22 protein-coding genes are annotated in these 19,975 nt (G+C 62.1%); 7 read left to right on the plus strand and 15 right to left on the minus strand.

All coding sequences use genetic code 11. The features are described 5' to 3' along the window. Positions 1-60: 60 nt before the first annotated feature. Positions 61-1,194, plus strand: a complete 1,134-nt coding sequence (locus OE747_RS04885; protein WP_263827481.1) for an alkane 1-monooxygenase — start codon at positions 61-63, stop codon at positions 1,192-1,194. 88 nt (positions 1,195-1,282) lie between these two features. Here the strand turns inward: OE747_RS04885 and OE747_RS04890 are convergent, their stop codons facing one another. From OE747_RS04890 to OE747_RS04905, 4 genes are all read right to left on the minus strand, one after another. Then, positions 1,283-2,665, minus strand: coding sequence for an adenylate/guanylate cyclase domain-containing protein (locus tag OE747_RS04890; protein ID WP_263827482.1), 1,383 nt, complete (start codon positions 2,663-2,665; stop codon positions 1,283-1,285). Positions 2,666-2,825: 160 nt separating this feature from the next. After that, positions 2,826-3,929, minus strand: coding sequence for a site-specific DNA-methyltransferase (locus tag OE747_RS04895; RefSeq protein WP_263827483.1), 1,104 nt, complete (start codon positions 3,927-3,929; stop codon positions 2,826-2,828). Between the two features lie 105 nt (positions 3,930-4,034). Beyond that, on the minus strand, positions 4,035-4,652 hold the full coding sequence (locus OE747_RS04900) for a ribonuclease HII (protein WP_263827484.1): 618 nt from the start codon (positions 4,650-4,652) through the stop codon (positions 4,035-4,037). A gap of 97 nt (positions 4,653-4,749) precedes the next feature. Further along, complete coding sequence (locus tag OE747_RS04905; RefSeq protein WP_263827485.1) at positions 4,750-5,247, minus strand: hypothetical protein; 498 nt, start codon at positions 5,245-5,247, stop codon at positions 4,750-4,752. Positions 5,248-5,426: 179 nt separating this feature from the next. On the opposite strand from OE747_RS04905, the gene OE747_RS04910 reads away from it, so the two are divergent. Beyond that, positions 5,427-5,714, plus strand: coding sequence for a hypothetical protein (locus tag OE747_RS04910; RefSeq protein ID WP_263827486.1), 288 nt, complete (start codon positions 5,427-5,429; stop codon positions 5,712-5,714). Continuing rightward, complete coding sequence (locus tag OE747_RS04915; RefSeq protein ID WP_263386450.1) at positions 5,686-6,387, plus strand: winged helix-turn-helix domain-containing protein; 702 nt, start codon at positions 5,686-5,688, stop codon at positions 6,385-6,387. Before OE747_RS04910 ends, OE747_RS04915 begins: the two co-directional genes overlap by 29 nt. Before the next feature lie 3 nt (positions 6,388-6,390). On the opposite strand, the gene OE747_RS04920 is transcribed toward OE747_RS04915, so the two are convergent. After that, positions 6,391-6,669 (minus strand): hypothetical protein, encoded by a 279-nt coding sequence (locus OE747_RS04920; RefSeq protein WP_263827487.1) that lies wholly within the window; start codon positions 6,667-6,669, stop codon positions 6,391-6,393. Positions 6,670-6,762: 93 nt separating this feature from the next. On the opposite strand from OE747_RS04920, the gene OE747_RS04925 reads away from it, so the two are divergent. After that, the gene (locus OE747_RS04925) at positions 6,763-8,304 is read left to right on the plus strand and encodes a DUF427 domain-containing protein (protein WP_263827488.1); all 1,542 of its coding nucleotides are present in this window, start codon (positions 6,763-6,765) and stop codon (positions 8,302-8,304) included. A gap of 48 nt (positions 8,305-8,352) precedes the next feature. Here OE747_RS04925 and OE747_RS04930 read toward each other — a convergent pair whose 3' ends face one another. From OE747_RS04930 to OE747_RS04955, 6 genes are all read right to left on the minus strand, one after another. After that, positions 8,353-9,153 (minus strand): DUF1217 domain-containing protein, encoded by an 801-nt coding sequence (locus OE747_RS04930; protein ID WP_263827489.1) that lies wholly within the window; start codon positions 9,151-9,153, stop codon positions 8,353-8,355. Next, on the minus strand, positions 9,150-9,554 hold the full coding sequence (gene flbT / locus OE747_RS04935) for a flagellar biosynthesis repressor FlbT (protein WP_263386446.1): 405 nt from the start codon (positions 9,552-9,554) through the stop codon (positions 9,150-9,152). Before flbT ends, OE747_RS04930 begins: the two co-directional genes overlap by 4 nt. Continuing rightward, positions 9,551-9,928: a flagellar biosynthesis regulator FlaF gene (flaF, locus tag OE747_RS04940; RefSeq protein WP_263827490.1), complete on the minus strand. Its 378-nt coding sequence runs from the start codon at positions 9,926-9,928 to the stop codon at positions 9,551-9,553. The genes flbT and flaF overlap by 4 nt, the downstream gene beginning before the upstream one ends. A 67-nt stretch (positions 9,929-9,995) precedes the next feature. Beyond that, positions 9,996-11,222 (minus strand): flagellin N-terminal helical domain-containing protein, encoded by a 1,227-nt coding sequence (locus tag OE747_RS04945; RefSeq protein WP_263827491.1) that lies wholly within the window; start codon positions 11,220-11,222, stop codon positions 9,996-9,998. Between the two features lie 209 nt (positions 11,223-11,431). After that, positions 11,432-11,791, minus strand: coding sequence for a flagellar biosynthesis protein FlgN (locus OE747_RS04950; RefSeq protein ID WP_263827492.1), 360 nt, complete (start codon positions 11,789-11,791; stop codon positions 11,432-11,434). Continuing rightward, positions 11,781-12,065, minus strand: a complete 285-nt coding sequence (locus OE747_RS04955; RefSeq protein ID WP_263827493.1) for a rod-binding protein — start codon at positions 12,063-12,065, stop codon at positions 11,781-11,783. Before OE747_RS04955 ends, OE747_RS04950 begins: the two co-directional genes overlap by 11 nt. A 107-nt stretch (positions 12,066-12,172) precedes the next feature. On the opposite strand from OE747_RS04955, the gene OE747_RS04960 reads away from it, so the two are divergent. From OE747_RS04960 to OE747_RS04970, 3 genes are all read left to right on the plus strand, one after another. Then, entirely contained in the window at positions 12,173-14,167 is a 1,995-nt protein-coding gene (locus OE747_RS04960) for a flagellar hook-length control protein FliK (RefSeq protein WP_263827494.1), read from the plus strand. Positions 14,168-14,169: 2 nt separating this feature from the next. After that, the gene (locus OE747_RS04965) at positions 14,170-14,835 is read left to right on the plus strand and encodes a flagellar hook assembly protein FlgD (protein WP_263827495.1); all 666 of its coding nucleotides are present in this window, start codon (positions 14,170-14,172) and stop codon (positions 14,833-14,835) included. Positions 14,836-14,939: 104 nt separating this feature from the next. After that, positions 14,940-15,761: an aminoglycoside phosphotransferase family protein gene (locus OE747_RS04970; RefSeq protein WP_263827496.1), complete on the plus strand. Its 822-nt coding sequence runs from the start codon at positions 14,940-14,942 to the stop codon at positions 15,759-15,761. Between the two features lie 7 nt (positions 15,762-15,768). On the opposite strand, the gene OE747_RS04975 is transcribed toward OE747_RS04970, so the two are convergent. Genes OE747_RS04975 through OE747_RS04990 form a run of 4 tightly spaced genes read right to left on the minus strand, consistent with a single transcriptional unit; the run spans position 15,769 to position 19,896 of the window. Continuing rightward, positions 15,769-17,076, minus strand: coding sequence for an NAD(P)/FAD-dependent oxidoreductase (locus OE747_RS04975; protein WP_263827497.1), 1,308 nt, complete (start codon positions 17,074-17,076; stop codon positions 15,769-15,771). Further along, positions 17,073-17,891, minus strand: a complete 819-nt coding sequence (locus OE747_RS04980; protein ID WP_263827498.1) for an ABC transporter permease — start codon at positions 17,889-17,891, stop codon at positions 17,073-17,075. The genes OE747_RS04975 and OE747_RS04980 overlap by 4 nt, the downstream gene beginning before the upstream one ends. Beyond that, positions 17,888-18,769 carry an ABC transporter permease subunit gene (locus OE747_RS04985; RefSeq protein WP_263827499.1) on the minus strand — a complete coding sequence of 294 codons (882 nt, stop codon included), beginning with the start codon at positions 18,767-18,769 and terminating at the stop codon, positions 17,888-17,890. Before OE747_RS04985 ends, OE747_RS04980 begins: the two co-directional genes overlap by 4 nt. Then, positions 18,769-19,896: an ABC transporter ATP-binding protein gene (locus OE747_RS04990; RefSeq protein WP_263827500.1), complete on the minus strand. Its 1,128-nt coding sequence runs from the start codon at positions 19,894-19,896 to the stop codon at positions 18,769-18,771. Before OE747_RS04990 ends, OE747_RS04985 begins: the two co-directional genes overlap by 1 nt. Positions 19,897-19,975 lie beyond the last annotated feature (79 nt).

Here is a 19,975-nt window from a genome sequence, read left to right on the forward strand (position 1 = left end):
ACCGATGGGCAGAGACCGGAAAAACGTCTAGGATTCAGGCAGTTTGTTGTGGAGTGTCCGATGATCGCCCCGGAGAAACTCTCGCGCTGGCAAAGCGCCCTGCCCTTCTGGATATCCTACCTGCTGGCGCCGTTGGTCTGGTTTGCGGCAACCGAGGGCGGTTGGTGGCTGCTGGCGGTGCCGTTGTCGACCTGGTGGGCCTTTGCGGCCCTTGACCAGGCGGCGGGCGAGAACCTGGAAAACGCTGATCCGGAGACTGGTGAAGAGGCGCTGGGCTGGTACATCCTGCTGACCAAGCTTTGGGTGCCGGTGCAGTTCGTCACGCTCTACGGCCTGATCTGGTACGCCACCCGCGCCGACCACCTTTCCACCGGCGAACGGATCGCGCTGTTCTTCGGCGTCGGGGTGATCACCGGGACCATCGGGATCAACTATTCCCACGAGCTGATGCACCAGAAGGACCGGTTCGAGCGCTGGCTGGGCGATATCCTGCTGGCCATGGTGCTCTACTCACATTTCCGGTCCGAACACCTGCTGGTGCATCACCGCTATGTCGGCACCCCGCGTGACCCGGTGACCGCGCGTTATAACGAAGGGTTTCACCGGTTCTATCCCCGGGTGCTGGTGCAATGCCTGCGCTCGGCCTTCCGTGCCGAGCGCGAGATGCTGGCGCGCAAGGACAGGAACTGGACCGATCCGGCCAACCCGTTCTGGCGCTATTGGGCCTTGCAGGGGGGGATGCTGGCGTTTGCGGGGCTGATCGGCGGTTGGGCTGGTCTGGGCCTGTTCCTGGTGCAGGCCGGTACCGCGATCTGGCAGCTTGAGGTGGTCAACTACGTGGAACATTACGGGCTGACCCGGAAACACCTGGGCGAGGGCAAGTACGAACATGTCAAACCGCGCCATTCCTGGAACTCGGCAAAACGGGCGTCGAACTGGCTGCTGATCAACCTGCAACGCCATTCCGACCATCACTACAAGCCCGACCGCCGGTTTCCGCTGTTGCAGAACCATACCGAGGCGGACGCGCCGCAACTGCCCTATGGTTATCCGGTCATGACCGTTGCGGCGATGATCCCGCCGCTGTGGCGGCGGGTGATGAACCCGCGCGTGCGCGCCTGGCGGCGGCAATACTACCCCGAGATTTCCGACTGGAAACCCTACAACAAGGCGCTGAACCCGGCCCCGCGCTGAACCGCGGCGCGCAGCGCGCGCCGCCCGGCCCAACGGGAGGTGGCGCATCTGCGATGCGCCGGCCGACGGGCGGGAGCGGCCCGCCCTTTCAGAGCGTCCAGACCGTCATCGGATCGCCGATGCCGGGCAGGCATTCATTCTCGTGTTTGCCGAAACCGTCGAGCAACTTGTCGCCGCCCTGGTTCTCCTGCAGTATCCGATCGCGCAGCTCGTCGCTGATCACGATGCCCGCGCCGCACAGGCGGGTCTGCGCCTCCAGCTTGGCGGCGACGTTGACCGTGTTGCCGATCACCGCAAACTCCAGCCGGTTGGCACCGATATCGCCCAGAACCGCGGGTCCGAAGTGCAATCCGATCCCGGCATGAATTTCTGGCTCACCCGCCCGTCGCCGGTCACGATTCCACTTTTCGATCTCGACCACCATCTCACGGGCGCAGGCCAGCGCATTGGTGGCATCGCGCTCGCCTGCCACCGGCGTGCCAAAGGTCGCCATCAGCCCGTCGCCCAGGTATTTGTCGAGCGTGCCGTGGTGACGGAACACCTGCGTTTCCATCCGGGCATGAAACCCGCGCAGCACCTCGATCACTTCGTAGGGATCGCGACCGGCGGCAAAGCGGGTGAAGCCCACGATGTCGATGAACAGGACCGCGATATCCTCTTGCCGCACCTGTTTCAGCGGCTCGTCATTCTGGCTGAGCGCATCGACCACATTGGGCGAGAAATAGCGCGACAGGTTGGCGCGTTCGCGTTCCAGCCCCGCGTTGTTCATCAATAGCCGGTTAAAGCGCCGGGCCGAGATACCCAACGTGACCGCAACGATAAGAAAGACCACCACTTCCTGCACCCGAAGTTCCGGCATGAAGCTGTTGGGGTCCATGTGCTCGGCGACGTCCGGGAAATTGGCAAAGGCCGCTGCGGCGCGCTCGGACAACTCGGGGATGGGCGTGGACAGCCACCAGGCAAGGAGCCAGCCGGTCGTCCACATCACCGTGGTCCATGTCCCGATCGCAATCACCGTGCGCCAGGAATAGGCCAGCGTGCCCGCTGCCAGGATCACAAAGAAATACTGGAAATTGTCGAACCAGTACTGCCCGGCCAACGGCCTGATGTCCTGGGAAAACGGATTGGGCAGGACCATGCCAAGGGTCATGATCAACAGGTCGACAAAGATCAGGAACAGCTCGGTACGCGACTGGCCCACCCGTCCGGCGCGGCGGATGAACCAGCCGTTCAGCGCGATCAGCCCGAGAATGCCGTGATAATACAGAACCTCCCACTGCGGATTGACGAAGATCAGCAGCACCGCGATAACCAGCATCGCCACCCAGCGGGCGCGCACGGCCAGTTCCAGCCCCTCGCGCTTGTGCCGTTCCAGCGCGGCCTCGGTGAAGCGGTTGTCCAGATCGAACTCGTCCGGCTGGGTAAAGAAAAAACGCTCGCGTCGGCGCGCCGGGGCAGTGATATCGGCCATTTCGGTCGGCTCCTCGTTCCTGCGGTCGAGATAGGCATGATAACCGCAACCGCAAACCGGGTGCGACACTGAAAAAAACCCCGCCGGGATACGGCGGGGCAAGGTGTAGTGCCATGTGTCAGGCCACAGGCACCGGCGGTATGCTTGGGATCTTGCGAGGTTAGTTTGCCAGTTCCGAACGGATCTGCTGGCGCAGCACGTCGATCGGCACCACCTTGCCGTCGCGCTTGAAACACCAATAGGTCCAGCCGTTGCACGAGGGCGCGTTTTCCAGAAACGCGCCGACCTGATGGATCGAGCCCTTGATGTTCTGGCCGATCAGGGTGCCGTCAGCGCGGACCTTGGCCTTATGCCGCTGGTTCATGCTGTAGAGCTCTTCGCCCGGGCGCAGCATGCCGCGTTCGACCAGCTGGCCAAAGGGAATGCGCGGCTCGGCGCGCTTGCTTGCCGAGACCTGCAAGGCTTCGCGATCGAACTTGCGCACCTTGGCGATGCGTTTTTCGGCAACCTTGCGATAGGCTTCCTCACGCTCGATGCCGATGAACTCGCGTCCCAGCATCTTGGCGACCGCCCCGGTGGTGCCGGTACCAAAGAACGGGTCAAGCACCACGTCACCGGGATTGGTCGAGCCGACCAGAATCCGGTGCAGCAGGGCCTCGGGCTTTTGCGTCGGGTGCGCCTTGTCGCCGTTTTCATCCTTCAGCCGTTCATGGCCGGTGCAGATCGGCATGACCCAATCGCTGCGCATCTGCACCCCTTCGTTCAGCGCCTTCAGCGCCTCGTAGTTGAACGTGTACTTGCCACCTTCGGATTTCGAGGCCCAGATCATCGTCTCATGCGCGTTGGTAAACCGCTTGCCGCGGAAATTCGGCATCGGGTTCGACTTGCGCCAGACCACATCGTTCAGGATCCAATAGCCCGCATCCTGAAGCGCCGAGCCGACACGGAAGATGTTGTGATAAGATCCGATCACCCAGATCGCGCCATTCGGTTTCAGCAGCCGTCGCGCGGCTTTCAGCCAGTCTTTGGTAAACCGGTCATAGGCGGCAAAGCTGGAAAACTGATCCCAATGGTCGTCGACCGCGTCGACCTGGCTGTTGTCCGGGCGATGCAACTGGCCTTTGAGTTGCAGGTTATACGGCGGGTCCGCAAAGATCAGATCGACAGAGGCCGCAGGCAATGAGTTCATCACCTCGACGCAATCGCCGGATAGAATCGTGTTTAACGGGAGCGCGGTTGCGCCCTGAGTCTTTATGGTCGTCATATACTGCCTCAAGTTCCACGGCGCTTTTGCGCTCATTTGGTTGATGACAGGATGAGTCAAACCGGATTCGCGGTCAAATTCTTTTTTGAATCAGCAGGTTACAATTTACTCTTGATACAATATCTTGTGCACCGGCTTGAACGAACGCCTATGGTGTGGGGTTGGGCCAAGATGTTGCAGGGCAGCACGATGCTCGGGCGTCGGATATCCGGCGTTCCGCTCCCAACCGTAGCCGGGATGCTGTTGCGCCAAATCCACCATCAGCTTGTCGCGCCATGTTTTTGCCACAATTGAGGCCGCCGCAATCGACACCGACCTTGTGTCGCCCTTGACCACCGGCTGCGCCGGAATGTCGACCCCTTGTGGGATCATGTTTCCATCAATCAGCAGAAAGTCGGGCGGCGGGCCCAGTGCCTCGACTGCGCGCCGCATCGCCATGTGCGAGGCGCGCAGGATGTTGAACTCTTCGATCTCTTCGACGCTTGCTTCTCCAACAGCGACCTCGGCGGCTTGCCTCAGAAGATCGTTCAGCAAGCCCCGCCGCTTGCCTGTCAGCTTCTTGGAATCGTTCAGCCCTTCGGGAATGGCCTCGGCATTCAGGACCACGGCGGCGGCCACCACCGGACCCGCCAGCGGGCCGCGCCCCACCTCGTCAACCCCCGCGATGCGGAGGAAGCCACGCGCGGCAAGCGCCTTTTCAAGTTCGAAATCCGGATAGATCATCTCTTTGGAAAACCGTAATTCCGCCAACAAGACAAGCAAAAATGGGCAGGAGGCGTACCCCCTGCCCGTGGACGCGTTTCGCGTCATGCTGCTCGATTCAATAGTTGTAGGCGACCTTGTAGCCATACTTGCGCAGGCAGTTGGGCTCATAGGCCGTGCGGGTCCGCTCGCCATTCCAATAGGCGACCTTGCACTGCTCCGGCAGGCTTTCGGAATACTTGTAGTTGCGCGACAGACAGCGCGCCCCAAGAACCGGCCCGGCGCCGCGATACCCTTCCGCCTCGCGCAAACAGTGCGATGGCAGATTGTAGCGGGCGATGTCCTGGGGCAAGGGGCGCGGCTTGGGATAGCCATGCGTGTTGGGTTTGGGTTGCGGGATCGGATAAGGATGGATTGGATTGCGCGAGACATGCTCTTGCTGCTGCCTCCGGCGCTCCTTCTTCTTGTCATAGTGGTAGATCGCGGCGCCCAGAATGGCAACGGCGGCAAGCCCACCCAGAATGTCCTTTGCATCTGCGGCCCGGGCCTGGCTGACCGAGACACCGGTAACGGCAATGGCAGTGGATACGACGAGGGCGATGAACTTGCGGTGCATGGCGAACTCCTGTGCAGCGGTGATTGGGGCGCCCCGCATCAAAGGGCGTGTTTGTGATGCCGCCAACCTGGGACCGGCCCCGTCCGACAAGCAATATCGCCCCCGTGTTATCCGATATCAAAGCCCGCATCGCCCTGTTGTTATTGAATATCCCCGGCTTCGGGCGCAGGATGAGCGGCATGAAACACATCGTCCCGATACTGGCCATTCTGGCCCTTACCCTACTTCCGGTTCCGGCCCGCGCCGACGATTGCTATGCCGATTACAAGGCCAAGCAAGAGCAACCCCTGCGTCTGCACTACGGGGTCATGCAGGTCGCCACCTGTTCCGCCGGTCAGGCCGCTCCGGAAGTCGCCGCGCGCCTTCAGGCCGCCGGCTGGACCCTTCTGAACGTGATCTCTGTCTTCGGTCCCGAAGGCCTGGACAAGAGGAAGGCCGATGCCGGACCCTATTTTCTCCGTTTCTGAGGCGCGCCGCTCGGGCACGCGGCTGATCGGGATGGGGATCGCGGCGATCGTGGTCATCCTGGCCACGACCGCCACCTTCCTGTTCCTTACCCTTCCCGACGCCAACGCGTTCAACGCGCGGGTCGAGCGGGTGTTTATCGAAAACGATCTGACCACCCAGGCCGAGATCCGGCTCTTGGAAATTCTCGCCCAGTCCGGCACCGCCTTTGCCGATACCCTGTCAAGCTATCGCATGGTAATCTTTGTCCTGCTGGTCTTTGCCAGCGCGATGATGATCGCGGCGCTGGTGTTTCTGGCAATGCTGGTGCTGATCAACCGCCGTATGGCCCAGATCGAGCGCACGGGCATTCAGGTCACCTCGCTGCTGATCAGCCGCGAAGAGAACACCGTGTACCTGAACAACATGGAGTTCCAGCTGACCCCGGCCGCCATCGAAACCCTTGCCGTCCTGGCCGAGGCCCGGATGGATGACGAGGTGCTGTCAGGTGCCCAGATCGAAGCGGTGATTTCCGGCCGCGAGGCCGCCGATTGCGAAGAGGCGGCGGGCGCGACCCGGATCAAGCGATTGCGCGACACGCTGGGTAACCAGATGATCAGTGCGCTTTTGGTCAAGAACATCGCCAAGCGCGGTTACATGCTGGCAATCGAGAAATCCGTCATCCAGATGGTCTGAGGCTCAGTGATTGGGCGATGGTCGCCCCGGCTCGGGCTTGGCCGGGGTCTTCGGTGTCCAGGCCGGGCATTTGCAGCGCGCCATGTTGTCCATGATCAGCTCGTCGCGGATATGCGGACAGCCATAGCCCGGCTGGCTGATCATCCGGCCCGGGTTTTCACGCGCCTGGCATACCGCGATGCAGATGCACTGGTCGCGTGTCGGCTGCCACGGTTTCTTGTATTGCGCGGCAACCGGCCCAGCCAGGGTCATGCCAAGAACTGTCATCAGAAGAAGTCGCATCCGCTATCCACCGGTAAAATCCCCGCGCGTGCTCTTGGATTCCGGAGCCTGACCGCCCATCCTTTGGCAGGATTGGTAAGAAGGAGGCCGCTCATGAACGTCCATGCCACGTCGCTGAGTCAAGGTTATGGCATCCGGACCGAACCACTCAAGGGCCGTGTCGAGGTTTACCGGGGCAATACGCTGCTGGCCGTGACATCCCGTGCAAGGGTAATGTACGAAACCCGGTTGCCGCCAACCGTCTATGTTCCGCGAGAGGACGTCCTGGTGCGCCTTGGTGAGCGATCCGAGTTGCAGACCTTTTGCCCGTTCAAAGGCACAGCCAGCTATTGTGACCTGTTGCTGGAGGACGAGCGCGTGGAAAACGCGGCCTGGACCTATGAAAACCCCCTGCCGGAAAGCGAGGGCATTCGGGGTCATGTCGGTTTCATGCCCGGCGCCTACACGCATATGGATCTGGGCGAGAATGAGCTGCGCGAGGACGATCCCGGCCATATCAGCGGGCCGCTGGTCGATTGGCTGATGCGCCGGGCGTCGCAAATCCGCAGCCCCGAGGCATTCACCCTGGCGCTGGCCGAAAAGATGCTGGAACACGGTATCGCCGTGTCCCGCCTGGGCGTGATGGTCTGGTCCTTGCATCCGCAGATCGCGGGCAAGCACTACATCTGGGAAAAGGGCAAGACCGAGATTTCGACCTATGCCCCCACCTACGAGGTGTACGACAATCCCGCCTATCAGAACAGCCCGCTGCGGCATGTCTCGAACGGCTTGGGCGGCGTGCGGCAACGGTTGAATGGCGACACGACCCAGGACAGCTTTCCCATCATCGGAGACCTGAGAGCGCGCGGGGCGACCGACTATGTCGCGATGCCGATGCCGTTTTCGGACGGTCGGACAAATGTACTCACCCTGACCTGCGATCACCCCGACGGGTTCACCACCGCAAATCTGGGTCTGGTGTTCGAATGCGCGGCGGTGATCGGACGCTACTACGAGGTGTTCACGCAGGCCGAGAATGCGCGCGCGCTGCTGGAAACCTATGTCGGCAAGCGCACCGGCGCGCGCGTGCTGGGCGGTGACATCCGGCGCGGCGACGGCGACGATATCGACGCCGCCATCATGTTCTGTGACTTGCGTGGCTCGACACGGCTGGAAGAGCAGATGGGCCGCGCCCGATACATCGCCCTGCTGAACCGGTTCTTCGAAACCGTGTCGGATATCGTACACGCGCATGACGGTGAGGTACTGAAGTTCATCGGCGACGCGGTCCTGGCGGTGTTTCCGAATGCGGACACCGCCGAGACCGCGCAGCGAAACGCGCTGAATGCGGCGACCCGCATCGTGTCAACCCTGGGCCAGGGCACCGAGGGCACACCAAAGCTCGATTGTGCCATCGGGATTGCCTATGGCCAGGTGACCTATGGCAATGTCGGATCGCGCGAACGGCTGGATTTCACGGTGATCGGCCAGGCGGCCAATCTGGCCGCCCGTCTGGGCGACTATGGTAAATCGACACGGCACCGGATCGTGGTGTCAGAGGACATTCGCCCGGTTTGCGGCGATTGCCTCTCGCTGGGCGCTGTCACCCTGCACAATGTGACCCAGCCGGTCAGCTGTTACGCGATTGCCGCCTGAACATGTTCAGGCAGGGAACCGGCTGCTGCCCGACACGACCGGAAAACCTCAGCCAAACGCGCCGCCCAGCAGGGTCAGCGCGTTTTGCGCGGCCGAGGTTCCAATTGCCTGGCTGCTGATCTGGGCGCGTGCCAGATAGGCGATGGTAACCTTTTCCACCACGTCCGGATCGGTGAACTGCGACACCGAATCCGATCCGGTCAGTGCCTGTAGCTTATCCTTGAAGATCTCCAGCTGCTGGTCGATGTCGATCCGCCCCAGTCCCGAAGGCAGGCCCAGCGCGGTTTCCATCATCTGCCTGAGCGGCGGCACGCCCATCAGGGTGAACCATTTCGCGTTCTCGCCCGAGCGATCCTCGGCCAGGGTCTTTAGTTCATGCTGTGCATAAAGCGCGATGCGCATGCTTTCATCCTGGGTGCCAATGGCCGTTTCGAAACCGGCCGCTTCGTGGCGAGCGACAATGTCCTCCATGAAGGTCACCAACCCGGTGGTCCGGATCTCGCCTGGGCCAAGGCCGAACGCCTTGGAGAATTCACGGTACCTCTTGTCCGACAATTTGTTGGCCAGCGCATCCGATGATGTGGTTCCATCCTCAAGAATCTTGCGGATGAAATAGGTATTGTTGATATCATCCTGGAGGCCGAACGCCCCGAGTGCCACTTGCAGAAGACGCCTGTCCGATACGAGATCTTCGGCGCTTTTGACACTACCGATCTTTTCCGCGAAATAATCGGCTTCACGGTTGCGCGCGGCGGATTTCGAGAAACTCTCGAGCTGGCTGTCATATGTTCGCTGCAAGAACCGCCAGCCCGCGATCCCGCTTGAAATCAGGACCGGCTGAAAACTCATTGCGGGCGCAGCGCCAGGATACGCTCCTCTCGCGGCAACAGGCCGCGCAGCGCCTTGAGGCACTTGTAGTAGTGTTCCGCCACCAGGGCTTCGGTCGCCTCAGACAGGATCTTGCGGCTGTCCCGATCTGTAAAAACCTGACTCAACTCTTCTATGCGCCGCAACAGCGACAGTTTGGCGGCGGATGGATCGCTGTCGCCCGACAGGATAAGCTGGGCGGCATAACACACGCGGCGCACCGGGGTCGTGGCTTCTTCGGGGTGGATCGCATCGCGCAGGCGCAGGATGTTTGCGTCGGGCGTCATGATCGACAACCGGCCACGGCGATCCCCGTTTTCGATCACCGCTCCATTGATCAGCACCCGTTCCTTGGGCGCGAGTTTCAGGACAAGACCACTCATGCCGCCGACCCTCCGTTGCGAAGGCCGCGCAATACGGCCGTGTTGATTTCCAGAAGCGGCCGAACGGATGCCTCGCGGCGAAGAACCCTGCTGGTGTGGACCTGGGTGAATTCGGCCAGATAGAACAGCCGCCCCCGCAGATCGGTCGGCAGGCTGTTGGCGCTGTCGGCCACGTCGGCGGCCAGGACGCCCCACAGACGGTTGTTTTCATGCAGGGCCTCGACCAGGGCCCCAAACCCGGCGTTGCCTCGCTTGGCCGCGCTGTGCATGCGATGGGTGATTCTGGACAGAACCTCGTATTCCATGTTCCGCGGTGTCCGGATCGGGGCGGAAGCGGCCGAATAAGCCTGGCGTGCCTGAAGAAGCGCGTTCACGTGATGTCCTTACTCTTGGGAATGTCGGCAGGGGGGGACCGGGGCATGACTGCCCCGGCCGGGCCGCTTAGCGGAACAGCGACAGGATCGACTGCGGCGCCTGGTTGGCGATGGACAGCGACTGAACCGCCAGCTGCTGCTGCACCTGCAGCGCCTGCAACCGCGCCGAGGTCTCTTCCATATCCGCATCCACCATCGAACCGATGCCCGATTTGAGCGAGTCGGTCAGGTTCGAGATGAAGGTCTTTTGCGTCTCGATCCGCCCTTGAACCGAACCAAAGGCTGCGGCTGCGTCGATCGAGGTATCGATCAGGGTTTCGATCGAGCCCAGAGCGGCTGCCGCACCAGCGGAGTTCGACACGTCAATTGCCGCCAGCGCACCCAGACCACCAGAGTTGGCGTTGGAGAACTGGCCCGAAACGTGCAGGCTGTCGGTACCATCGTTGGTAATCACCAGCCGACCCGAGTTCGCGGCGTTGTAGTCCACCGTAACATTCGCGCCGGAGGCCTCGATCGCCGCCTTCATGCCAACTGCGATCACATCCGCTTGGGAAGTCGACGCGATGTCTTCGGCGGTGACGGTATAGCTCACCTCGGTATCGCCAAGACGAATGGTGAAGCTGTCACCTGCCGCATATGCGGCTGTGCCCTGCGGTTCGAACTCGATCTGACCGTTGTCGTCGGTGCCGCCATTGGCATCCAGCGAGAAGCCAAAGCTGTCCTGACCGTCCGCTGATACACCATCGGTGTTCGTCGCATCGAACACGGCCTTGGCGGTATAGCCACCGGTGGACAGGTTCTGACCGGTAACCGTGATCGACGAGGCCGTCACATTCCCCGAGTTGTCACGGTCGAGCGAGGCCAGAACCGAAGCCGAAGCCGCGGTTCCGTCAACCAGGTTAAGCCCGTTGAACTGGGCCGCGCCGACCACGGCCGCGATCTGATCCTTCAACGCGGTGACGTCGGCGTTGATCTTGGTGCGGTCAACGTTGTCCTCTTGTGCGGCAACGATCTTGCCCTTCATCTGGGTCAGCAGATCGGTCACGGTTTCAGCCGCGTTGCGGGCAACGGCGACGGTCGATTCACCCAGGCTCAGGCTGTCCTTGATCGCCTTGAACCCCTTGACGTCGGATTCCATCACTTTCGAGATGGCCCAGACGGCCGAGTTGTCCTTGGCGGTGGCCACGTTCTTGCCGGTCGAGATGGCGTTCTGGGTCTGACCCAGGTTCATGTTGACAGATTTGAGGGTTTGCAGCGCAACCATGGCGCCATTGTTCGTCAGAATGCTGGACATAGCATCATCCTTTGATCTTGTGGGCCTTTGGCCCGGGTTTGCATCCGCCCGTTCAGGCGTTCGGAAACGTCTTTCTGACGAGTGCGAAAGTCCGGGAACCGGTCTCGCGCCACACTCATTCCGAGGTGCGAGGCCACCATTGTCCCCGATCTCCTAATGGATCGCTAAGACGCCTCTGCCCCATTCGGCGAATTTGACTCAATTCCACCTCAGGCCCGTTTTTCCAGCTGTGCGCTTCGCGTGGCGCTGAACCGGTGCTTTTGCCCGGCGCTGTCATAGGTCTCGAGCCCCTGACGCACCCGGCGCAGCTCGGCCATACGCTGCGCAACCGACCGGATTCCCTCCAGAGCGCTGTTCAGCAGCGCCTGGTTGCGGGTCACCTTTCGGTGCAGCGGCGCCAGTTGCTCGGGCGTGAGATCGACGGAAGCATTAATCCGCGCGACCAGCCTTTCCTTCTCGTCCGTCATCGGGCCAAGCTGATCGAGTTCGCCGCTGACAAGCGCGGATCGCTCCTGCTCAAGCAGCGAATCGAGCGACGTGAGCAGGTCGTTCAGGGCGTCATGTGCCATTTTGGGTTTCCTTCAGAGCATTGAAAAAGGTTTCTGCCAGACCGATTCCTCCGGTCTGGGCTATGTGTTCTGCCTGTCGCTGGACCAGAAAGGTGGCGAACTGGTCCTCGCCCGCGCCGCCACCGAATTCGCCGCGCGCCTGCCCCAGACCAGCGGCCTTGAGCATTTCGGCAAGAAAGGTCGCCTCCAGCCGGACCGCGGCCTCGCGCAGGGGGGATGCCGCGGGATCCGGAGCGACTGGAATCCGCGACCGGGATATGTGGGAAATCTCCATGGAGAACCTCGAAATTGTTTCGAACTTTCCCGATCAGACTGAAAAGCGGTTAAAAAAAACGTAACCGGATTGCCGCAATGATCGCCAAGTCAGCAAACGGGTTTCGCATGGAATTTTCGACCTTTCCCCAACTTTCTTCGTCGACCGGTGTCGGTCGCACAACCGGCACGAGCACGGGGCTGGGTCAGCCCCGCGCCGACGCTCCGTCCGCAGACTTTCTGAGCGTATTTGCACGGCAGGGCACGATCCCGACCAAGCAGGACAAGGCAAACGGAACCGAAGCACAGGCACCGCGACCATTGGGGGATGACCCCGAACCGGATAGCCACGACGGAGACAACGAGAGCGGATCAGTACCGGTGCATGCCACATCTCCCGAATCGGCAGGTGGCGATCATTCCGAGCTTGGTGTCGGAGAAATCCACACCCATGTCCGGGCCGCGACAAAGGCAATGGCTGATGTGACGCGCCAGCCGTCCGCACAGGACCCTGTTGTCAGGGGCCACACGGGCCACCCCGAAGACCAACGCGTTACCTGGTCTGGCGCGACACCGGAAACCGGGCAAGGAAAAGTACTCCACCCCACCACGGAACTGGCTGAAAAACCATCCGCCGTCCCTCTGCCACCGGGTCAATCCACTGATCGGCCCCTGATGTCGGGAACGCCTGACGCCGCCAGGGTTTCCGATGAACGGGGCCATCCGCGCGCTCCGACCGAGATCCCCGTGCGTGCGCGAGCGCTACATGCCTTGGACAAGCCCCTGCCGGAGAGGAGGCCGGAACGCGTCGAGCGCAGCACCATGGCGCTCGGGCCTGCACCCGAGCAACAGCCTGCTGACGCGCAACAAAGCCCAATCAAATCCGCCGCGTCGGCAATCTCCCCGGAGGGTGACCCCCTCGCATTTCCCGATCGCGCACGCCAAGCCGACCCAGCGCAACTGCCGCCAGCCAGGCGAGATCAGGCAGAGCTTCGCCCGGCGAACCCGGTCTCCGCCGAGGCCGAAGATGACGGCGGTCACCCAAGCGCCCGCGCCGAGATCCCCGCGCGCCCGCGCCCGCAACACGCCGTGTACCCGCCCTCGCCCGAGGGCAAGCCGGAACGCTTCGAGCCCGGCACCGTGGCGCCCGGACCCGCAGCCGGGCAACAGCCGACCGGCAGTCAACAAAGCTCGATCGATTCGACGACTTTGGCGATATCTCCGGAGGGCGAACCCCTGTCTGTTTCCGGCAACTCACGCCAAACCGGCCCAGGGCAACCGCCGCCAGCGAGACCGGATCAGGCAGAACCTCGCCCGGCGAACTCGATTTCCGCCGAAGCTGACGACGCGTCTGAGGTCCCTCATTGGCCGATTTCCGGCCAGCAACGCTCGGCCCGCCTGCCGTTACAGCCCGCGCCCCATATCAGCAGACTCGAAACCGGGGCGAGCCAAGCCATTACGCCCGATCCCGGGTCCGCACCAACCATTAGGGACACGGTCCGGCAACCGCTCTCCGAACCGGTTTCGGCCGCTCGTACAAACGTCGCCGCCCCGCCGTTGTCGGCAGACGATGCCGGGAACGCAGCGACACGCGCGCTGGATGGCTGGCGGTGGGAGCGGGATCATGACCATGTCATCGCGTCCGTTACTGGCGCCAGGGAAAGCGCCCAGTCGCCCCATGTGACCGGAATATCGGCAATCCCAGCGATGGCAACGGCCCCAACGGAAACCGCCCGACATATCGCCAACCAGATGGCAAGCGCTGTTGCAGGCTCGGCCGAGGCCGGGAAGGTCGACATCAGACTGGACCCGCAAGAACTCGGATCGGTCCAGATGTCGCTCAAGATGCGTGACGGCGGTTTGATGATGGCGATTGTCGCAGACCGGCCTGAAACCCTGGATCTGTTGCGGCGCCATATCGACCAGCTTGCCACCGAGTTTCGCGCAATGGGGTACAGCGACGTGACCTTCAGTTTTGGCGGATCACAGAACGGGTTTGGCACCGACCGGCAACAAACCGGGAATCGGCCCCAAGTAGATTCCCAACCACCTGAAACCGTGCCCGGGGCACAGGAAACGAGCCCACCGCGCATCATCGCAAACGGTTTGGACATAAGGCTTTGACAATGACCGCACCGGTACACTCCGCAAACCAGAGCGCCGCCCCGACACAGCGTTCGCCGCAAGCCGATGCAAAGAGCGGCGTGTCGGATTTCGACACGTTCATCCGCATGCTGACGACCCAAGCCCGATACCAGGACCCGCTGGAGCCATTGGATTCGTCGGAATACGCATCGCAGCTTGCCCAGTTCTCGATGGTCGAGCAGCAGACAAAGACCAATGACACGCTTACCGCGCTGGTTCAGCAACTGGGCGCAACGGACATGGCCCGCCTGTCCAGCTGGATCGGCAAAGAGGCGCGCGCCATTGCCCCGGCGCATTTCTCGGGTCAGCCGGTAACGATTTCACCCGCGCCGCTGGCGGCAGCGGACAAGGCATTCATCGTTGTGCGTGACGATGACGGCGAGGTTGTCGACCGGTTCCAGGTTCCGATCTCGGCCGAGCCCGTCGAATGGACCGGCTTGGACGACAACGGCGCAGCCCGGCCCGAAGGCCTCTACAGCTTTGCGATCCAGAGCTATCAGGGTGATGAGTTGTTGCTGGAGGAAGCAAGCGCCGTTTATCATCCTGTGACCGAAGCACAGATCGAAGATGGCGAAGTGATCTTGATCCTTGATGGCGGTCAGGCAATCTTGGCCTCGACGGTGACGGCGGTACGTGCCAATGGGTAAACTGGGCGCGGTACCGTCGCCCAGGGCAATCCGGCCCGACCAAACGACCGAGGCCCGCCCTGCACCAGAAAGACCAAAACCCGCCAGCGGACCTTGTCGCGGACTTGCGCGCGCGGGGTCTTTCCGGTGCCAGCGACAGTTTTGAAACCCTGTACGGTGGCCGTACCAACCGGGTCTGGCGCCTGCATGGCCGTGACGGCGATCTTGTCCTGAAACTCTACCGGACGGATTTCCTCAATCCCCTGTTCCGGAACGATCCTGTCTCCGAGAGAGCCTGCCTCGAGCGGCTTGCCGAAACCGGCCTTACGCCAAGATTGCGCGCAAGCGGTGAGTTCGCGGAGCAGGCCTGGGCGCTTTATGACCATGCCCCGGGCACGCCCTGGCGAAACGATACGCAACGCGCCGCACAGGCAATGGCCCGGCTGCATGCCCTGAACACGGACCTGGACTTGCCGCGCGGCTGCAACGGCAGCCGCGACCTGCTTGCTCATGCGGAACGCATCTTGGCATTATGCGGCGCTGAGCCGCGCGTCGAACTCGAACGTTTGCGCCCCGCCGGGGAGGTGATTCCACCAGGGCGCAGCTGTCTGATCCATGGCGATCCGGTTCCGGGTAACATTCTGCTGGACGCAAACGGGGTGGTGTTGATCGACTGGCAATGCCCCGCGATTGGTGACCCGGTCGAGGATATTGCGATCTTCCTGTCCCCTGCGATGCAGCATGTCTATCGCGGCAAGCCGCTGACCGGCGCAGAAGAACGATCCTTTCTTGCCACATATTCCGATCCTGCGGTCACCGACCGGTATCAGGCGCTGAAACCCTTTTTCCACTGGCGCATGGCGGCCTATTGCCTTTGGCGGGCGCAGAATGGCGCGCCTGATTATGCGCCCGCCTACCGGTTGGAGGTCGCAGCGCTGACCGAATAAGCAAGGCTCACAGGTGGTCGGCCAGCCCATAGGCCAGATAAGCAGGCGGCATCACGGCGCGGCGCAGACGGCCAAGCGGAAAGCGCCTGAATGGACCTTGCATTGCCAGCGGTAAACCTGCCTGTTCGCCCAGCGCCAACCGCGCCAGGGCACGGCCTGAATAGGTGCCCATCGCAACCCCGTTGCCATGATAGGCAAGCCCAGCGAACAGGCCGGGCGAGCCCGGCACTGGCCCGACATAGGGCATCAGATCCCGCGCAAGACAGACCATTCCGGACCACATGTTTGTCGCCTCGATCCCCGTCCAGGCCGGGAACATCGCATCGAAATGACGACGCATCCGGGCATGAATCCTCGCCTCAACCCCGGGTGAGGAAAACAAGCCGCCCCGCATTCCGAACAGAAACCGTCGGTCCGGCATCAGTCGGAAGTAGTGCAAGAGGTTGCGCGTGTCATAGGCCATCTGATCCGACGTCCAGCCCTGCGCCCGCAGTTCCGCATCAGTCATCGGGCGGGTCACCATCACGCTGGATTGCGCGGGCATATAGCGGCCCGCCAGCCAGGGTGGCATGTCCTCGCTGGAATACCCATTGGTGCAGATCAACACGGCTTCCGCCTCGATCCGGGCCGCAGGCGTATGCAGGATATGGCCCCGTCCGCCCGGCGCTATCCGGGTCACGGGGCTGTTGCAAAAAAGGCGGGTGCCCTTTGCCGCAGCCACCTTAGCCAACCCGAACAGGTACTTGCGCGGATTCAGCGCAAAGCCGACATCGGTGGTCAGCCCGCCGAAGAACTGGCCGTTCAGCCCATCGGCCTCCAGATCATGCTTTTCGTGCAGCCTGCCATGACCCGCGTCCGCCTCGCGCCGCAGGGCCTCCATGGCGCGCGTGGAATGGGCCAGCCGTGTCTCGCCTTTGGAATGGGTATCTGCATTGATCCCGTGCCGCGCGATCAGGTCCGCGACCAGATCGACCGCGTCCACCTCGGCCTGGTCAAACGCCCGCGCACCGTCGTCACCGTAACGTCTGCGTTTTCGCGTATCGCTCAGCTTGGAGCCGCCCAGACAGCAGAACCCGCCATTGCGCCCCGAGGCGCCCCAGCCGGGCGCCTCTGCTTCGAGCAGAGTCACCGCCACCCCGCGTTCGGCCAGGTGCAGCGCCGCCGACATGCCGGTAAAACCGCCGCCGACAATGGCAACATCCGCCCGGATATCGCCAGAGGCAACCGGCCAGTCCGGCGCGTCGATGGTCTCGTCCCACCAGCAGCCCTGGCGCGGCCCGGCGCCATAGGCAAAGTCGGAAAATATCCGTTTCATTGCACGCGGGCTGCTGCCTGCTCATCCCGTTTCTGGCGAACCAGCGCCTGTTTCGAGATAAGCGATGCCGAGATGACCCCAACCGTGACGATTCCGATCATGATGGTACTCAGCGCGTTGATTTCCGGACTGACGCCCAGACGCACCGCCGAGAAGATCTTGATCGGCAGGGTCGTTGCCGAGGGGCCGGAGGTGAACGAAGCGATGACCAGATCGTCAAGCGACAGGGTAAAGGCCAACAGCCAGCCCGAGATCACCGCAGGGGCGATGATGGGCAGGGTCACCAGACGGAACGCCTCGGCCGGGGAACAGCCGAGGTCCAGCGCCGCCTCTTCCAGCGAACGGTCGAAGGTCACCAGTCGCGACGACACCACCACCGAGACATAGCACATGGCAAACGTCGTATGCGCCAGAACGATGGTCATCACGCCGCGCTCGATCCCGATTCCGATGAACAGCAGCAACAGTGACAGACCGGTGATCACCTCGGGCATGACGAGCGGCGCATAGATCATGCCGGAAAACAGGGTCCGCCCCCTGAAACGCCCGCCGCGCACCAGTACATAGGCGCCCATGGTGCCCAGGATGGTGGCAAAGGTCGACGACAGCACCGCCACCTTTACCGTCACCCAGGCCGCACTCAGGAACGCGTCGTTGCGCATCAGTTCGCCATACCACTTGGTCGAGAACCCCGCCCAGACCGTCACCAGCTTGCTTTCGTTGAAGCTGTAGACGATCAGGATGACCATCGGGATATAGAGAAAGGCGAATCCCAGCGTCAGGGATACGGTGTTGAACCAGCTCAGTCTGCTCATTGCTCCGCCTCCGCCTGTTTCTGTTGGTTGCGCTGGAACAGCACGATCGGGATCACCAGGATCAGCAGCAGTATCACCGCCACGGCCGAGGCCACAGGCCAGTCGCGGTTCGAGAAGAACTCTTCCCACAACACCTTGCCGATCATCAGCGTGCCCGAGCCGCCCAAAAGCGACGGGATCACGAATTCACCCAATGTCGGGATGAAGACCAGGAAACAGCCCGCAATGATGCCGGGCCGCGACAGTGGAATGGTCACCAGCCAGAACGCCTGCGCCCGCGAACAGCCCAGATCCTCGGCCGCCTCGATCAACGATCCGTCCAGACGATCCAGCGCGGAATAGACCGGCAGGATCATGAAGGGCAGATAGGTGTAAACGATGCCGATATAGACGGCGGTATTGGTATTCAGGATGGTCAGCGGCTCGTTGATGATCCCGGTCCACAGCAGGATCTGGTTCAGGTACCCTTCGTTCGACAGGATCCCCATCCAGGCGTAGACGCGGATCAGGAACGAGGTCCAGAACGGCAGGATGACCAGCATCATCAGCGTCGGGCGCCATTCCTCGGGCGCGCGGGCCATGCCATAGGCAATCGGATACCCCACGCAGAGCGTCAGAAAGGTCGCCGTGACGGCGATCTTGAGACTGCTCAGATAGGCTTTCCAGTACAGGTCGTCCTCGGTCAGGAAGATGAAGTTCTCGAAATCCAGTTCGCGGATGAACGCCATGATCCCCTCGGCCCAGTCGAACTGGGGCACATAGGGCGGGATCGAGACGGCATAGTCCGACAGCGAAATCTTGAACACGATGGCAAACGGCACCAAAAACAGCACCGTAAGCCAGGCATAGGGGATGGCGATCAGAAAAAACCGGCGCATCAGTTGGCCAGCAGAACGCCCGCCGTGGCCGTCCAGGACAGCCAGACAGTGTCTTCCCATGTAAAGGTCCGGCGCGAGATCCGGCGCGTGTTCGAGGTCTGCGCCTTGATGATCGTGCCGTTTGACAATTCCACGTGATAGGTCGACAGATTGCCCAGATAGGCAATGTCATGCACCCGGCCCTGCACCGCGTTGGCGGCATCCTCGGGACGTTCGGCCGTAATCGCGACCTTTTCGGGCCGAATGGCCAGATGGCAGGTCTGCCCGGCCGAGAACACATTGGATGACTTAGCCGTCAAGGGCTTCTGCCCTTCGGCCCAATCGATGCGATAGGTCTCTTCGCCGTCCTGCGTGGCGCGGCCCTGGATGATGTTCACGTCACCGATGAAGTCGGCCACATAGACCGAATTGGGCGTTTCATAGATACGGTCCGGGGTCGACACCTGCATCAACTGCCCCTGATCCATCACCGCCACTCGGCTGGCGACGGTCATCGCCTCTTCCTGGTCGTGGGTCACGATCACGAAGGTGGTGCCGGTCTTTTCCTGGATATCCATCAGTTCGAACTGGGTATCCTGGCGCAACTTCTTGTCCAGCGCGCCCAGCGGCTCGTCCAGAAGCAACAGCTTGGGCGCCTTGGCCAGCGACCGCGCCAGAGCAACCCGCTGCCGCTGCCCGCCCGAAATCTGGTGCGGCTTGCGCTTTGCGAATTTCTCCAGCCGAACCAGCCGCAGCATCTCTTCGACGCGATCTTCGACATCGCGTTTGGGCATGCTGTCGCGACGCAGTCCAAAGGCGATATTGTCCCAGACAGACAGATGCGGGAACAGCGCATAGGACTGGAACATCATGTTCACCGCCCGCTTGTTCGGTGGCACCGGGGCAATATCCTGCCCGGCCAGTTCGATCACGCCTTCGGTTGGGCTTTCGAACCCGGCCAGCATGCGCATCATCGTCGTCTTGCCACAGCCCGAGGGACCGAGCAGAGCAAAGAATTCCCGCTCGTAGATGTCCAGTGTCAGGTTGTCGATTGCAGTGAACTCGCCAAACCGTTTGGTCACGTTCTTGAAACGAATCAGCGGTTTCGCGTCAGGATCGTCCCAAGGCGCAAATTTCGAAGATTGCAAGGTAAGCCCCCGTCTGTCTCGTTAAAGTGGGGTAAACGCGACGGGGCAGGCCACCCGGCCTGCCCCGCAATTAGTGTCG

Source organism: Ruegeria aquimaris (assembly GCF_025751555.1).
Taxonomy (GTDB): Bacteria; Pseudomonadota; Alphaproteobacteria; order Rhodobacterales; family Rhodobacteraceae; genus Ruegeria_B; species Ruegeria_B aquimaris.

What these genes read in the sequence shown, in the direction of transcription:
- OE747_RS04885 (WP_263827481.1), top strand. Translation starts at nt 61, where the DNA reads ATGATCGCCCCGGAGAAACTCTCGCGCTGGCAAAGCGCCCTGCCCTTC.
- OE747_RS04955 (WP_263827493.1), bottom strand. Translation starts at nt 12,065, where the DNA reads ATGGAGATTTCCCACATATCCCGGTCGCGGATTCCAGTCGCTCCGGAT.
- OE747_RS04975 (WP_263827497.1), bottom strand. Translation starts at nt 17,076, where the DNA reads ATGAAACGGATATTTTCCGACTTTGCCTATGGCGCCGGGCCGCGCCAG.
- OE747_RS04915 (WP_263386450.1), top strand. Translation starts at nt 5,686, where the DNA reads ATGCCGGACCCTATTTTCTCCGTTTCTGAGGCGCGCCGCTCGGGCACG.
- OE747_RS04985 (WP_263827499.1), bottom strand. Translation starts at nt 18,769, where the DNA reads ATGCGCCGGTTTTTTCTGATCGCCATCCCCTATGCCTGGCTTACGGTG.
- OE747_RS04925 (WP_263827488.1), top strand. Translation starts at nt 6,763, where the DNA reads ATGAACGTCCATGCCACGTCGCTGAGTCAAGGTTATGGCATCCGGACC.
- OE747_RS04930 (WP_263827489.1), bottom strand. Translation starts at nt 9,153, where the DNA reads ATGAGTTTTCAGCCGGTCCTGATTTCAAGCGGGATCGCGGGCTGGCGG.
- OE747_RS04910 (WP_263827486.1), top strand. Translation starts at nt 5,427, where the DNA reads ATGAAACACATCGTCCCGATACTGGCCATTCTGGCCCTTACCCTACTT.
- OE747_RS04905 (WP_263827485.1), bottom strand. Translation starts at nt 5,247, where the DNA reads ATGCACCGCAAGTTCATCGCCCTCGTCGTATCCACTGCCATTGCCGTT.
- OE747_RS04895 (WP_263827483.1), bottom strand. Translation starts at nt 3,929, where the DNA reads ATGACGACCATAAAGACTCAGGGCGCAACCGCGCTCCCGTTAAACACG.
- flbT (WP_263386446.1), bottom strand. Translation starts at nt 9,554, where the DNA reads ATGAGTGGTCTTGTCCTGAAACTCGCGCCCAAGGAACGGGTGCTGATC.
- OE747_RS04900 (WP_263827484.1), bottom strand. Translation starts at nt 4,652, where the DNA reads ATGATCTATCCGGATTTCGAACTTGAAAAGGCGCTTGCCGCGCGTGGC.
- OE747_RS04960 (WP_263827494.1), top strand. Translation starts at nt 12,173, where the DNA reads ATGGAATTTTCGACCTTTCCCCAACTTTCTTCGTCGACCGGTGTCGGT.
- OE747_RS04950 (WP_263827492.1), bottom strand. Translation starts at nt 11,791, where the DNA reads ATGGCACATGACGCCCTGAACGACCTGCTCACGTCGCTCGATTCGCTG.
- OE747_RS04945 (WP_263827491.1), bottom strand. Translation starts at nt 11,222, where the DNA reads ATGTCCAGCATTCTGACGAACAATGGCGCCATGGTTGCGCTGCAAACC.
- OE747_RS04890 (WP_263827482.1), bottom strand. Translation starts at nt 2,665, where the DNA reads ATGGCCGATATCACTGCCCCGGCGCGCCGACGCGAGCGTTTTTTCTTT.
- OE747_RS04920 (WP_263827487.1), bottom strand. Translation starts at nt 6,669, where the DNA reads ATGCGACTTCTTCTGATGACAGTTCTTGGCATGACCCTGGCTGGGCCG.
- OE747_RS04980 (WP_263827498.1), bottom strand. Translation starts at nt 17,891, where the DNA reads ATGAGCAGACTGAGCTGGTTCAACACCGTATCCCTGACGCTGGGATTC.
- OE747_RS04965 (WP_263827495.1), top strand. Translation starts at nt 14,170, where the DNA reads ATGACCGCACCGGTACACTCCGCAAACCAGAGCGCCGCCCCGACACAG.